The organism is Longispora albida DSM 44784 (assembly GCF_000379825.1).
Classification (GTDB): domain Bacteria; phylum Actinomycetota; class Actinomycetes; order Mycobacteriales; family Micromonosporaceae; genus Longispora; species Longispora albida.
In genome coordinates this window covers 138292-152103 of sequence record NZ_KB903813.1, presented here as the reverse complement: position 1 = coordinate 152103, position 13812 = coordinate 138292, and the positions used below count along the sequence as shown (strand labels likewise).

Below are 13812 nucleotides of genomic sequence, written 5' to 3'. Positions count from 1 at the left end.
CTGAGGGGGGCGGCAGTGTCATCGCAGGACAAAGCAGGTTTACGGTTCGCCGTGCTCGGCCCGGTGCGCGCCTGGCACGACGGGCACGAGCTGGATCTCGGCTCCCCGCAGCAGCGCGCGGTGCTCGCCGCGCTGCTGCTGCGAGGCGGCCGGCTGGCCACCGCCGAGGAACTGATCGACGGCCTGTGGGGCGAGGAGCCACCACTCAGAGCGATCGGCACGATCCGGACGTACGTCTCCCGGCTGCGCCAGGTGCTCGGTGACGCGCTCCAGACCGGCAGCCGTGGTTACCTGCTCCGCCGCCCGCCCGGCAGCCTCGACCTGGAGGCGGCGGAGCACGCGGTCGCGCACGCCGCCGGTCTCACCGACCAGCAGGCGGCGTCGGCCTCGCTCCGCCAGGCCCTCGACGCCTGGCACGGCGAGCCGCTCGCCGGGCTGCCAGGCCCGTACGCCGCAGCCCAGCGCAACCGGCTGGCCGAGCTGCGGCTCAGCATCCTCGACACCCGGCTCGACCTGGACCTGAGGCTCGGCCGGGCCGGGCAGGTCGCCGGGGAACTGGCCGCGCTGGCCGCCGCGCACCCGCTCCGGGAACGGTTCCGCGAGCTGCACATGACAGCGCTGCACCAGGCTGGCCGGGCCGCCGAAGCGTTGCAGGTCTACGCGGAGGTCAGGGAACTGCTGGCCGACGAGCTGGGTGCCGACCCGGGCCCGGCTCTCCAGGAGGTCCACCGGCAGATCCTCACGGGCGAACTGCCGGTTCCTGCGCAGCACCGCGTACCGCAGCCGGCCCAGCTGCCCGCCGACCTCCCGGACTTCACCGGCCGGGCGGGGCTGACAGCCGAACTGGCCGGCCTGCTGACCGGTACCGCTGGGCACAGGAAGGGCCTGCCGGTCGTGGCGCTGTCGGGGCCGGGCGGGTCCGGCAAGACCGCCCTCGCCGTTCACCTCGCTCATCTCGTACGCGACGACTTCGCCGGCGGCCAGCTCTACGTCGACCTGCTCGGCATGGCGGCGGAGCCGCTGGACCCGGCCGAGGTGCTGACCAGGTTCCTGCGCGCCCTCGGCGTACCGGCGGAGGCGATCCCGGACCAGCCGGCCGACCGCGCCGCGCTGTACCGCTCCACTGTGGCCGGACACCGCATCCTCGTCGTCCTCGACAACGCCGCCGACCTCGCGCAGGTCACACCGCTGCTGCCGGGCACGCCCGAGTGCGCGGTACTCGTCACGGCACGCCACCGGCTGCCCGGCCTGCCCGCGCACGCCGCCGACCTGGACCTGCTGACCCTGGACGAGTCGCGTGACCTGCTCCGGGCCGTGATCGGTACAGCCAGGGCCGACGCGGAACCCGAAGCCACCACCGAACTCGTCGAGCTGTGCGGACGCCTGCCGCTCGCGCTGCGCATCGTCGCAGCCCGGCTCGCCACCCGGCCAGCGTGGCGGCTGGAAGCGATGGCCGGCCGGCTCCGCGACGAACGGAGCAGGCTCGACGTGCTGCGGGTCGGGGACCTGGCCGTGGAGGCCTCGATCCGGCTCGGGTACGCGCAGCTGGAGCCGGAGGCCGCCCGCGCCTTCCGGCTGCTGGCCACCCCGGACGCCGCCGACATCTCCGCACGGGCCGCGGCTGCGGTGCTCGGCCTCGACCCCGGCCAGGCCGAAGCCATCGCCGAGGAACTGGTCGACGCGAGCCTGCTGGCTTCGGCGCATCCCGGCAGGTACCAGTACCACGACCTGGTCCGCGCCACCGCCCGCCGGGCGAGCGAGGCACTCGACGGGGCCGGCGAACGGGAGACGGCACTCCACCGGCTGCTCGACCACCAGCTCGCCTCCGTCAAGAACCTGCTCCAGGCGGCGATCCCCGCCACGAGCCCGCTGATCGGCCAGCTCGCGGCGACCAGTCAGCCCGGAGACCCGATCGGCGACCGGGGAGCTGCGCGCGAGTGGCTGGCCACGGAGTACGACGGGCTGCTGGCCACCTGCCGGCAGCAGCCGGGCGCGCTCGCCGCCGACCTGCTCTTCGGCCTGATCGACACCCTGCACTGGCAGCCGGGCTGGTCACAGGCCGAGCAGGTCGCGCGGCAGGTCGCGGCGGAGACGGCGAAGGCCGGGCTGCCGATCGCCGAGGCGCGGGCCAGGTACGCGGCGTGGACGCTGCTCGCCGGGCGCGGCCGGGTCGCGGAGGCCGACACCGAGCTGACCGGCCTCGGCGGGCTGACCGGCCTGCGTGAGCTGTGCCGGGAGGCCGGCGACCCGGTCAGCCTCGCCAGGGCCAGCAAGTCCGCCGGCACCCTCGCCTGGACCATGAACCGGCCGGCCGAGGCAGCCGATCTGTGCGCCGAGGCGCAACGGCTCTTCCAGGACATCGGGTACCTGACCGGCGAGGCCGACGCGCTCGCCAACCAGGCACTGGCGCTCGGCGAACTCGGCAGGTACCCGGAGGCGCTCGCCGCCGGCCGCCGGGCCAGGGACCTGCACCGCGAGGCGGGTGGCGTGGAGGGCGAGGGTCACGCGCTGCACGTGCTCGGCCGGGTCGCCCGGCAGTCGGGAGACCTGGAGCTCGCCATCGGGTACCACAAAGAAAGCCTGGCCATCTATCGCGCCGAGGGTTACCACGGACGTGGGATGGGCTGGATGCTGATCCGCCTCGCAGAGGCGCATGTGGACGCCCGCCAGTCGGAGGAGGCGCTGGCCTGCGCCGAGGAAGCCGCCCAGATCCTCGGCCTGGTCGGCGACGAGGCCGGGCTGGGCCAGGCCCTCGGCGTGACCGGCACGGCCTACGCCATCACCGGCGAGCCGGACCTCGCGGCCAGCTACTGGCGCGACGGCCACGACCTGCTCCGCCGGGCCGGCCACCCGGCGGCGGCCCACCTGGCAGCACTCCTGGACGCCCCTGCGGCCTGTTGACCTTCGTTGACGTTTTGTTGACCGGCGCTCCATAGCCTGAGCAGGCACTTTCCGGCACGGCTTCCGTGCACGGAGACCAGCGGAACGCAGAAGGCGAGCGAGGCGATGACCGAGACCACCGACCTGACCGAGGACGAGTTCGAGACCCTCGACGAGACCGAGGAGCAGGCCGAACCCACCGCGCCGTCCGTGCAGGCGGCCGCCGACGGCCCGAAGCCACTCAGCATCGACAACGGCTGGTAGACCACCGGCACGCACGCCCCGCCCAGCTTCCCCGCGGGCGGGGCGCCGCCGTCTGTCTACTTCTGGCGGAAGTACGCGCGAGCCGGCGGCAGGAGAAGCAGGACGATCACGGTCACACTGATCACCGGGGTGAGTGCCAGCCGGCCATCCGTGAGCGCCTGGAGCCACGAGAGGTACACGGCGTAGGTACTTCGCCTGCCCGAGCTGGCTGGCCAGCACGAACACGTCGAGCAGCAGGAACAGCGGCTGGAGGATCAGCGTCGTGATCCGCCCGGCCCGCCGCCCGGCCAGGTTCAGCCAGCCGAGCAGCGCCACGACGAGCGCCGTACCGACCGCACGATCATGGCCACGCCGCTCTCGTCGAACCGGATGGCCTTGTCAGCCAGCAGCGAGCCGGAGAAGCCCTGCCTGGCCAGCTCGGCCTCCGCTGCGGCCTGCACGTCGGCCCCGTAGACCATCCCGGCCACCGGAGCGATCAGGAACGCGCAAGCGAAGAGAAACTGGAGCACGCCAGCCAGGGTGACGCTGCGGGGGCGGGAGATCTTCGTCGTCGAGTTGATGCCGGAAGGCTCGCCGACCCCGCTGACACCACATGTCAGTACGTGTTTACTGCTGCCGTTCCCGTTCCTTGAGCTCCCGCTGCTCGCGCTGCACCTCGGCGAACGTCTCGCGCTCACGGACCAGCCAGGCCGGCGGGTCGGCGATCAGGGCCGCGATCTGCTCGGTCGTGAGCGGCTCCGTGATACCGCCGCGCGCCAGCCCGCTGTTCGACACGCGCAGCCGGGCGGCGACGACGTGCCGGGGGTGCGGGCCGTTCTTGCGCAGCTCGGCGAGCCACGGCGGCGGGTTGCGCTGGAGATCGTCGAACTCCTCCCGGGACACCATGCCTTCCTGGAACTCCGGTGGAGTGGCCGGCAGGTACACCTCGAGCTTCAACGCTGCCGTCGAGGGCTTCATCATCTGGGGTTTCTTGGGCTTGCTCACCTGGCCAGATTAGCGGGCCGGCCGCTGGGCGGGCGGTTCCCCCAGTACCCTGACCAGCATGCCCGCCGCCGATCGCCCGCCCGCGACGTTCCGCCTGCTGATCGTCCCCGGCGTCACGGTCGACAAGTGGAACCGGGTGTGGTCGGAGCGGCAACCCGGCGTCGCCCTGCGGATCGTGCCGGCCGCGCACGCCCAGCTCGGCCCCCTCCTCGATGGCGGCGCCGACGCCGGCCTGGTCCGGCTGCCCGTCGACCAGGAGACGTTCCACGCCATCCCGCTGTACACCGAGGCGACCGTCGTCGTGATGCCCCGCGATCACGCGCTCGCCGCGTCCGGCGAGCTGACGGTCGCTGATCTGGCCGGCTACACGCTCACCCAGCCGCTGGACGACGTACTCGCGCTCACCAGCTCACCGGACCTGACGGTGACCACGGACCGCCCCGCCACCACCCCGGACGCTGTCGAGCTCGTGGCGGCGACCGTCGGCGTGCTCCTCGTCCCGCAGTCCCTCGCCCGGCTCCACAACCGCAAAGACGTCACCTACCGCGTGGTCACCGACGCCCCGCAGTCCTCCGTCGCGCTCGCCTGGCTACGCGACCAGGAGGACGACGAGCTGATCGAGGAGATGATCGGCGTCGTCCGGGGCCGGACAGCGAACAGCACCCGCGGCCGCACCCAGCCACCACCCCCGCCCCGGAACCCCGAACCGGCCAAACGCCCCCGCCGCACCCCACCCGGCCCCCAGCAACGCCGCAAGCGCCGCTGAGACGGGATTGAACGGGACAGCGGAGCTGCATCGATCCGGGTAGTTTCCACTGTCATGATCGTCGAATCGTTCGATCCGCACGCCGCTCCCGAAGCCGACTACGACGCCCACTACCGGCTGCGCGCCGCGACGACAGCGGCCGACGCTCCCCAGTTCCCCCCGCCTCCGCGGGCCATGATGGACGCTCTGCTGCGCGAACAGCCCTCGTGGCCGGGCCGGTACCAGTTCTGGGTGGCACGCTCCGGCGAAGGCGAACTCATCGGGCTGTCCTGGCTGGGCGAGCTCGAATCCCCGAACGAACAGCTGGCCGCGATCTGCGTCAACGTCCACCCGGCCCACCGCGACCGGGGCATCGGCTCGGCCCTCCTCGCGCCACCGGTCCGCGCCGCCGAACTCGCCGGCCGGCCCCGCCTGCTGACCCCCTGCGTCAACGAGGCCAGCCCGGGTCCCGCCTGGGTGCGGCACCGCGGCTTCCAGCAGGCGTACCGGCACCACGTCCAGCTTCTCGAACTCGGCACCCAGCCCGCACCGTCCGCCGTCGCAGCCGGGTACCGCCTGGAAACCTGGACCGGCAGCGCCCCGGACGAACTCCTGGAGTCCTACGCCGCCGCCCGCCGCGCCATCGACGACGCACCCCACCACCAGATGAGCTACCGCTCGCCCCGCTGGACCGGCAGCAAGGTCCGCGACCACGAAGCCACCCGCCGCGAAGCGGGCCTCGCGCACCTGGTCGTGGCAGCCGTACACGAGGCCACCGGCGCCGTCGCCGGCCACACCATCGTCAACATCCGTGAGGGCGTCCCCACCGCGCAGCAGGACGACACCGCGGTGCTGGCCGCCCACCGGGGCCACGGCCTCGGGCTCGCCATGAAGACCGCGATGCTCGCCCGGCTCACCGCCGAGTACCCGCAGGCCGAGCGCGTCCACACCGCCAACGCCTCAGACAACGAGGCGATGCTCCGCATCAACCGCGCCCTCGGCTTCGAAACCCGCGCCATCCACCTCAACTTCGAAGCAGACACCACTTCGGTATCCCTGCCCTGATCACCTGTCACCATCACCCTGCACGAACGTCCGCTCAGGACGACCCGCAGAGAAGGAACGCTGACTCGCTCTCAGCTGGCCAGACGTTTCGACCGTCCCGCACGCAACTGGGCCGCCCTTGGGACGAGATGCTGAAGGAGGTCTCGGCCAGCGTCGGGAACCTGCTGCTCGGCGATTCTGCTACCAGCAAGGGCAAGGGGAAGAAAAAGAAGAAGGCCTGACCTGCGTTTCCGCTGGTCAGACCCTCTGTCTTACTGTGCGCCCGAAGGGACTCGAACCCCTAACCTTCTGATCCGTAGGATTCCAGGTCAGATGTACTATAAATTACCCCGACCAGGCAATATAGATTGATATCGAGCGGCTTTTGTCCATATTCTGAGGCCGTGTTGCTCCGTTGCTGCTCCGCTGTTTCGCTAACCTGGCGGGCCGCCACGAGGCCAGGGCGCCGAAACTGCGGTCAGTGCTCCATCCGGCAGGAAAGCTCTTGATTCGGGGGGGTAGGCGCTTCCGTGTCCCGGCACCCTGGTCCAGGGTTAGTCAGCGCCAGGGAGGGTGAACAGGAGGCGGTCCAGTTGCGGAACAGTGTCCTCCAGGAGGGTCTTGAGGTTTTGGTACCGCTGGCGCACTAGATCCGGGTCTGCCCGCTGTGGCAGCCGGATAGGCCGCTGCGAGTCCGGCAGGCTTGCTTCTGCCGTCGCGAGACGATCACGTGCGAGGGCGAGTGCCGATTCCTGCTCCTGCGGCGTGAATCGTTGCAGTTCCCGGCGGCCCCAGGCTCCGCGCATCAGCGCATAGGCTGCCCACCCCAGTTCGCCGGGAGCATTGTCAGCCAGGGCTGTGGTGATCCGGGTCGCGAGGGTGATATCAGGTTCAGCGATCACCGCCCTTGCCGCACTGGCTGCAGCTAGGAGCCGCAACAGCGCGACTTGCTGCCAGGGTTCAATCTCGCCGCCCTCGCGATCGCGCCACACGTCGGCGGCGGCCACGAAGCTGGCTAGCGCTTTGAGGTCCCGCGCGCCCGGCCCATCGCACACGCCGCACAACCGGTCCCGCGACTCCAGCATGAGCAGCCACCAAGGCTTGTGGTCGGCTTGCGATACGGGCCGCGACTGCACCCTCCTGCATCCGACTGCGTGCACACGCTGCCCGCTGTAGGTGTCTCCGATCGCCACCCGCAACCAGCCCAGGGAGCCCGCCACGGTGCGGTGCTCCTCATCCACCCAGGACGGCAGGGGCGGCACAACAGGCAGCACTACCTCACCCCCAGCGGCGGCGATGCTGCCGCAGACCGCTTCGACGAACGCGACATCGGACTCGCCGAGCAGGTCATCCGGGTGCAGCACCGTTTCGCTGGGGTACTGGGCGGCCTCAAGCACCCGGGCCGCCCGCATAAAGGTGGCACCGACAGTGCCGGGCGCACCCTGGTCCCGGGGGTCGGCTGCGATGATGTCCCGCGCCACCAGCAAGGGAAAGTCTTCGAGAAGCCCCTTGACGTCTTCGGCCTTCGCGTACGGTCCTAACTTCCGGGCCGTGATGTACGCCTCGGCGAGCGCGTCGCGCTCCCCGTCGTACTCGTGGTCGTCGAGCAGTTCATCGCGGTATCGGACGGGCAGTGCCCTCGCGCCATCGACCAGGACACGATCCGCATGACGCTCCTCCGCCTCAAGACGCCGGGCTGCGTTTTTCGCCTGGACCGCCCGCTGCTCAGCCCTGATCGATTCAGCGTGCACCGGCCATTCATCCCACGGGCAGACGATCGACCGCGTAGTGACCTGCAGCTTCTCGTTCCGTTTGACCGCCTGGGCACCCCACGCGCCCTTTGGGGGCATGGCGCCCGGCTCTACCACCCGCACGGTCACCTTGCCGTTCCCGTCGACGGACACCACCCGGACGCACGCCACCAAGGGAGCATCGTCATACGGCTTGTACGTCGGGAAAGCGTAGACGTCACCGACCACCAGCTCAGCTTGCTTCACCAAGCCAGCATCTCATGTGGATCGTGCTGTCGGCGGCCCACACGACCACCGCGGCGAGGCGCCTCGTGGGAGCGGGGCTTGGGCCTTTTCTCAGGCAGGCACGACACGGCCAGGCACGGCATCTGGCCACTCGTTCGGCGTCACGCTCTGGCGAACAAGCTCGGCGGCGACCTCATGCGCGATGGGGCCTTGCTGCCATTCGATCGCCCATCCGCGTTCCAGCGTGCGCCAGTAGTTCAGGTCGTGGAGGTTCCCCCCGCAGCCCGCTTTCCCGCAACGCGGTCAGCGCCCTATCCAGAACCTCGTAGCGGCGCTCGCCAGCCTTCTCGGTCTTCTTGTTTCCCCCGTACCCCCACCGTGCCACCTGGTACCGGTCCCAGCCCGCAGGCACGCCCGCCAGCTTGACCATCATCTGACCTCCGCCGATGCTCTGGTGAGCTGCTGGGCGGACCAGTGGTCCACAATGGCGAGATGCGTGCGGCATGGCAGGTCCTGTTCGGCCTAGTGGCCGTGATGGTTCTGGGGTGCACTGTGTGGCTGGCGCTGGCGAAGGGCACCACGCTAGGCAACGAGATCGCCTCAATAGTGTCGATGCTGGTCGCGGTGGGTACCGCTCTTGCGTGGATCTGCCAGAAGCTTTCGTCGGCACGGGCCTCGGTGGACGTGACGGCGTACCTGCGGTTCACGAGTAACGGGAAGCCACCTCGAGCGGGCGAGGTGGCACCGGTGGACCTGGGGGTGAAGCAGCCTCTGGGTACCGCACAGTTCGGCCTGACCGGATATGTGGGCCGTGACGTTGATGCGGTACTCGCCGGGCTAGCGAGCCGGGGCGGGATGGTTGTCCTGCATGGTGCTGCCACGGCTGGAAAGACCCGGGCGGCAGCCGCGCTGCTGGGGGCACCGCTTCTGGCGCGGCGGTCGCTGCTGGTGCCGTCGGCACCTGAGGCGCTGCGCGCGTTGCTGGATGAAGGGTTTACGGTACGTGACGCGGTCGTGTGGCTCGACGACCTGGAGCGTTTCCTGGTACCCGCCGGTCTTGACGAAGCACTGGTGGAGAGGCTCTGTCCGCCGGACCGTACCGATGTCGCTGTGGTGGCAACGATCCGGCAGGACGAACTCGACGCCCTCCTGGACGCTGAGACCAGTTCCCGGCAAGACCGCCAGAGCAGCGGTATCCAGCGGCCAGGTGCCCGCCTGATCCACCAGCTCAAGCAGAACGGCCGTCTCATCGTCCTTGACAAGACACTCAGCGGCCCGGAACGCGAGCGTGCCATGACCGCCCAGGCCCAGGCCCAGGCCGGAGACACCCGGATCCGTGACGCTGTCGCCACGGCGGCCGGATTTGGCGAGTACCTGATTGCCGGCCCAGCGATGCTGGACCACTGGGCCAACGGCGACACGCCCGCAGCACACCTGGCCAGGGCGGTGATCAGCGCCGCCGTGGACTGCCGCAGAGCCGGGTTCCACCTGCCCATTCCCGCCAGGGTCCTGGAAACCCTCGCACCCGTTTATCTGCCCGGCCCCTTTCGCCGCGCCGACCTTCCCGCGATCGACCAAGCACTCTCCCGTGCCAGCCGACCACTCGCGGGGACTCACACCAGTTCCTGCCTCACACCCCTGGCAGGGAACACCTACCTGGCCGCCGACTACCTCCTCGACCAGGCCGGCCAGCCACCCAGCCCTCTAGCCGCAGCACCCATTGGCGCCGCCACATGGCACGCGTTACTCGGCCTCGCCGGTCCCGAACAGCAGATAAATATCGGGCTCACCGCCTACTACGCCGGTGAGAACACCATCGCCGAGACAGCCCTCCGAGGCGCAGCCGACGCAGGAAACACCTTCGCGATGTTCAACCTCGGGGTGATGCTGGCTGAGTGGGGTGATCCGGCCGGGGCCGAGGAACTGTACAACCGGGCCACCGACGCTGGGGCCACCGACGCGCTGAACAACCTGGGTGTGCTGTTAGAAAACCGTGGCGACCCGGCCAAGGCCGAGGAGCTGTACAACCGGGCTATCGGCGCCGGGAGCGCTGAGGGGTTGTGCAACCTCGGGGTGCTGTTGGAGAGGCGTGGTGACCTGGCCGGGGCCGAGGAACAGTACAAGCGGGCCATCGACGCCGCGAACGCAGACGCGATGAGCAACCTCGGGGTGCTGCTGGGAAAGCGTGGCGACCTGGCCGGGGCCGAGGAACAGTACAAGCGGGCTATCAAGGCCGGGTCCGCCAGCGCAGTGAACAATCTTGCCCTGCTGATGGAGAGGCGTGGCGACCTGGCCAAGGCCGAGGATCTATACAACCGGGCTATCGAAGCCGGGTCCACCGCGGCACTCAACAATTTTGGCGTAATGGTGGAGAGGCGTGGCGACCTGGACAGGGCTGAGGAGCTGTTCAACCGGGCTATCGGCGCAGGGGACACCAACGCGATGACCAATCTTGGCTTGCTGCTCGTGAAGCGTGGCGAGCTGGCCAGGGCTGAGCAACTACACCGCCGCGCCGCTGACGCAGGCAACGTCGCCGCGTTGAACAATCTAGGCAGGCTATTGGCGAGGCGAAGTGATCTGGCTGGGGCGGAGGAGCTGTACCGCCGCGCCGCAGACGCAGGCAACGCTGACGCGATCAACAACCTCGGCGTACTTGTGGAGCACCGGGGTGACCTGGCCGGAGCAGAGGAACTGTACAACCGGGCCCTCGACGCCGGGAACACCAACGCGATGACGAACCTCGCCGTACTGACGGAAAAGCGCGGCGATCCGGCTGGAGCCGAAGCGTTGTACAACCGGGCCATCGACGCCGGGGATACCAATGCGATGAGCAACCTTGGCGTATTGGTAGAGAACCGGGGCGATGCGGACGGGGCCGAGAAGTTGTATACCCGCGCCGCAGACGCCGGGAACACCAACGCGATGACCAACCTCGGCGCGCTGAAAGAGAAACGCGGTGATCTGGCAGGAGCCGAGGAGCTGTACCGCCGCGCCGCAGATGCTGGGAACATCGGCGCGACGTACAACCTCGGCGTACTGCTGCACCGGCGAGGTGACCTGCCCAAGGCCGAGGAACTGTACAACCTGGCCGCCGAAGCCGGACACTCTCGCGCGATGTACAACCTCGGGTTCCTACTCCACCAACGAGGCGATCTGGGCGGAGCCCAGAACTGCTGGCGTCGTGCGGCCGCTCTCGGGCACCCGCAAGCGGCGCACAGGCTTGAGGGGTCAAATTAAAGCCAACGCGAGAAGGACGGCACCAGCCTCATCACTGAGATAGCCGACCACCCTGCTCTCGCAGCAATACCGCGCCGGCCGCCGCCGCGACTCCAGCCCGTCAAAGCAAGCTGGTGCGCTGCGGGTTCCTCGTCACCCTCTGGGCCTGGGCATAGAGCTCGTCGCGCACGCCAGCCGGGGGCGCGAAACCATCGGCGCGGGCGGCGAGGTGCTCGGCCCGCTCGCATGCCTGACTGGTCACCTCCCAGCCCGCCCACCGGCTGACCTCCTCCGGGACCGCGAGCTTGGCGATCCGCTGCCGCGCCCCCTGTTTAGCTGCCCGGAACTCTGGATCGGCAAGCAGTCGTTCCACGATCTCCTTCACCTACCGGGCCTGATCGACCTCGCCAGGCCGGTCACCGCCGTCCTGGCGCTGCGATGGGGCTGGCTGGCGGTGGCGGGCGTCGGCGCCGTCGCGCCACTCCGCCAGCCACGGTTCGACCTGCGTCCAGAAGTGCACCAGTCCGCCGGAGACGAAGGCGACGTTGATCTCCCCGATCTGGCCCGCCTTCTTGCGCAGCCGGGCGAACTCTTCACCGGCGTCGCCTTCCTCGTCTGGATCGAACATGACCGTCTGGAGGTAAACGGCCCCGCCACCCCAAGCGAGCACCAGTTCGAGGAACTGCGGGAGCGCCTGGTTGCCGGGAGTGAGCAGGACCTCGGGCCCCCTGCCCTTCTCGGGAACGGCCGGAATGATGGTCAGAGTATTGCTGGCCGCGAAGTCGACGACGGACGCGGCCAGGTCAGCAAGATTGATCACAGAGCGACGGTATTGCCCGGGTATGACATTTTTCTCCGGGTAACTAGCGCGAAAGATCTTCGCCTTGTGGATGCGCCAGGCGACGACGGCCTCTGGCCTCGGCTGACCTGGACAGGTGGGCGGGGAAACCAAGGTCACCGACACCGTTAATGGGTAGCTTCAGGATTGCGGCTCGCGCCTGAGGTCACGTGGTTCGGCTCCGCTAAATGGCACGAACCACCAGGCGGGGAGATCGCGGTAGTCGAAGCACTGCCGGTCGTCGTGGTCGCTGGCGAGGATGAGTTCTTCGCATTTCTGCCAGTCGTAGTCGCCCTCTTGGTCAGGGAGTGCCTGGTGATCGCCGAAGGCAGCGATAGTGTCCGTCAGGTGTGGCGAGTAAGTGATGGCCAGCCACAGCACGGCGGCTTCGCCTGCGCAGTGGGCAATCGGCCATCGCCCCTCTTCAAGGTCACAGATCAGATCGTCGGCGGCCAGGGCAAGGCGGCGGCGCCAGGCTGTGGTCGTTGTCCAGGTGATGCGCGGCAGGCATCCCATCACTTTCCAGTCTTCGGGGTCTGTCACGGGTTCGCCCCCGCGTTCCTCGATGTCGGAGCGAAGGCCTGCGGCGAGGTATTGCAGGCAGGCGTGAAGGACGTCTGCAGTGCGGCGCGTCAAAGTCCATCCGCCTGGGCCAGGCTCACCCAAGGTGCAGCAATTATTATCAAACACAGACCAATTATTGCTTTCCTAACCTAGGTTCGGGGCGCATCTGGGGGCCAGGAGCGATGCCGTCGCGGTGGAGATGGACCGGCTCCGAGGGGCGAGTTGCGCCAGGGCGGCAGCGATCGTGGAGGAACCGCGCGGCCCGTTCACGTGCGGCCTTATCCCGGCCCAGCGGGTGCGGAGGGCGCCGGGCTGGACGCCACAGCCCAGCACCGACTTGCTGCGGGCCCAGCGCGGCGCGCCGCAAAGGCCCGATCGGCGCGAGAGCGGGCGGGTTGAGTGGCGGTCAGGGCACCGGTGGCGCGGCGAGTTCGCGGAGTAGTTCCTGAGCGGCGGCGGTGCGGGCCGCGTTCTTGGCGGGCGCGGATCCCGTGCCGCTGAGGTAGTCGCTGCCATCGCGGCGTATGACGGTGATGGTCACCGTGAAAGTCGGCTGGTGTGAGGGCCTTCCTGGCTGTCCGTCCAGGCGGGAACGTGGATGAGCCCTGCCTGCTCTAGCTCGTAGACCAGGCTCACCGGCGGGGTGCCTGCCCGTTGCGCGAGGAATCCGCAGCCCGCTCCTCCCTCAGCCACGGATTCCACTCAGCCGCTTCCAGTGTTCCGAAGTAGAACCTGCGCGCAGCCAGGAACACCTCTGCGCTGATCCGCGCTCCCGGCCTTGGCTTCCACAACATCCCATCAGCCTCGACGACTACCGCATCGCTTGCGCCGTCACCACGCTTCTGCCTGCCCATGCCAGCACCTCCCGCCACCTGAAGCGGTGGCCCGATCGTCTGCATGTATAACGACGCGGAGGCCGCGCGAGTCGCCCGGACCAGCGATTGATCATCGACATACGCCGCTTGCTGATGGCACCTCGTTCCTGATTTCCCTAGCAGCCGCCGCCTCACCCAGAGGGGATGTACACCCGCCCGGCGAATTGGCGAGGCTTTTAGTTGACTTATGTCGATTCACCCCAGATACCCTCATCCCAGAGTGCGTGTCTTTGCCTGACCGCTTTTCGCCGAACCGCTTCCTGGCTATACGGTCATCGGGTGCACCGTCTTGACCTTGCCACAGCTTCCGCGAGCGCCATCCCCGCTCGGCGCATCCATAACCGGCAGGTATCCCAATCGTTGATGCCGGGAGCCGGGAGCCGGGAGCCGGGAGCCGGGAGCCGGGAGCCGGGAGCCGGGAGCCGG

13 protein-coding genes are annotated in these 13812 nt (G+C 69.2%); 5 read left to right on the top strand and 8 right to left on the bottom strand.

All coding sequences use genetic code 11. The annotated features are described in order from the left end of the window. Window positions 1–15 precede the first annotated feature (15 nt). Window positions 16–2901: an AfsR/SARP family transcriptional regulator gene (locus A3G1_RS32500; protein WP_051110380.1), complete on the top strand. Its 2886-nt coding sequence runs from the start codon at window positions 16–18 to the stop codon at window positions 2899–2901. Between the two features lie 105 nt (window positions 2902–3006). Beyond that, a complete protein-coding gene (locus A3G1_RS40260) occupies window positions 3007–3144 on the top strand; it encodes a hypothetical protein (protein ID WP_018347524.1) in 138 nt (45 codons plus the stop codon). A gap of 56 nt (window positions 3145–3200) precedes the next feature. On the opposite strand, the gene A3G1_RS41565 is transcribed toward A3G1_RS40260, so the two are convergent. The 3 genes from A3G1_RS41565 to A3G1_RS0100640 form a co-directional block, all read right to left on the bottom strand. Continuing rightward, window positions 3201–3323 (bottom strand): hypothetical protein, encoded by a 123-nt coding sequence (locus tag A3G1_RS41565; protein ID WP_018347523.1) that lies wholly within the window; start codon window positions 3321–3323, stop codon window positions 3201–3203. Window positions 3324–3437: 114 nt separating this feature from the next. Further along, complete coding sequence (locus A3G1_RS40255) at window positions 3438–3653, bottom strand: hypothetical protein (RefSeq protein ID WP_018347522.1); 216 nt, start codon at window positions 3651–3653, stop codon at window positions 3438–3440. Between the two features lie 97 nt (window positions 3654–3750). Beyond that, window positions 3751–4128: a DUF5997 family protein gene (locus A3G1_RS0100640; protein ID WP_026211665.1), complete on the bottom strand. Its 378-nt coding sequence runs from the start codon at window positions 4126–4128 to the stop codon at window positions 3751–3753. 58 nt (window positions 4129–4186) lie between these two features. On the opposite strand from A3G1_RS0100640, the gene A3G1_RS0100635 reads away from it, so the two are divergent. Then, a complete protein-coding gene (locus A3G1_RS0100635; RefSeq protein WP_018347520.1) occupies window positions 4187–4894 on the top strand; it encodes a LysR substrate-binding domain-containing protein in 708 nt (235 codons plus the stop codon). A gap of 54 nt (window positions 4895–4948) precedes the next feature. Beyond that, on the top strand, window positions 4949–5938 hold the full coding sequence (locus tag A3G1_RS37960) for a GNAT family N-acetyltransferase (RefSeq protein WP_018347519.1): 990 nt from the start codon (window positions 4949–4951) through the stop codon (window positions 5936–5938). A gap of 533 nt (window positions 5939–6471) precedes the next feature. Here A3G1_RS37960 and A3G1_RS0100620 read toward each other — a convergent pair. Then, window positions 6472–7914, bottom strand: a complete 1443-nt coding sequence (locus A3G1_RS0100620) for a hypothetical protein (protein WP_026211664.1) — start codon at window positions 7912–7914, stop codon at window positions 6472–6474. Window positions 7915–8385: 471 nt separating this feature from the next. On the opposite strand from A3G1_RS0100620, the gene A3G1_RS37955 reads away from it, so the two are divergent. Further along, window positions 8386–11130 (top strand): SEL1-like repeat protein, encoded by a 2745-nt coding sequence (locus A3G1_RS37955; RefSeq protein WP_157640820.1) that lies wholly within the window; start codon window positions 8386–8388, stop codon window positions 11128–11130. 100 nt (window positions 11131–11230) lie between these two features. Here A3G1_RS37955 and A3G1_RS0100610 read toward each other — a convergent pair whose 3' ends face one another. From A3G1_RS0100610 to A3G1_RS40250, 4 genes are all read right to left on the bottom strand, one after another. Beyond that, entirely contained in the window at window positions 11231–11482 is a 252-nt protein-coding gene (locus tag A3G1_RS0100610) for a hypothetical protein (RefSeq protein ID WP_157640818.1), read from the bottom strand. Between the two features lie 12 nt (window positions 11483–11494). Next, window positions 11495–11929 (bottom strand): hypothetical protein, encoded by a 435-nt coding sequence (locus A3G1_RS0100605; RefSeq protein ID WP_018347514.1) that lies wholly within the window; start codon window positions 11927–11929, stop codon window positions 11495–11497. Window positions 11930–12088: 159 nt separating this feature from the next. Continuing rightward, window positions 12089–12583: a hypothetical protein gene (locus A3G1_RS0100600; protein WP_157640817.1), complete on the bottom strand. Its 495-nt coding sequence runs from the start codon at window positions 12581–12583 to the stop codon at window positions 12089–12091. A 334-nt stretch (window positions 12584–12917) separates the two neighbouring features. Continuing rightward, the gene (locus tag A3G1_RS40250; protein ID WP_281167824.1) at window positions 12918–13097 is read right to left on the bottom strand and encodes a putative dsRNA-binding protein; all 180 of its coding nucleotides are present in this window, start codon (window positions 13095–13097) and stop codon (window positions 12918–12920) included. Between the last annotated feature and the right edge of the window lie 715 nt (window positions 13098–13812).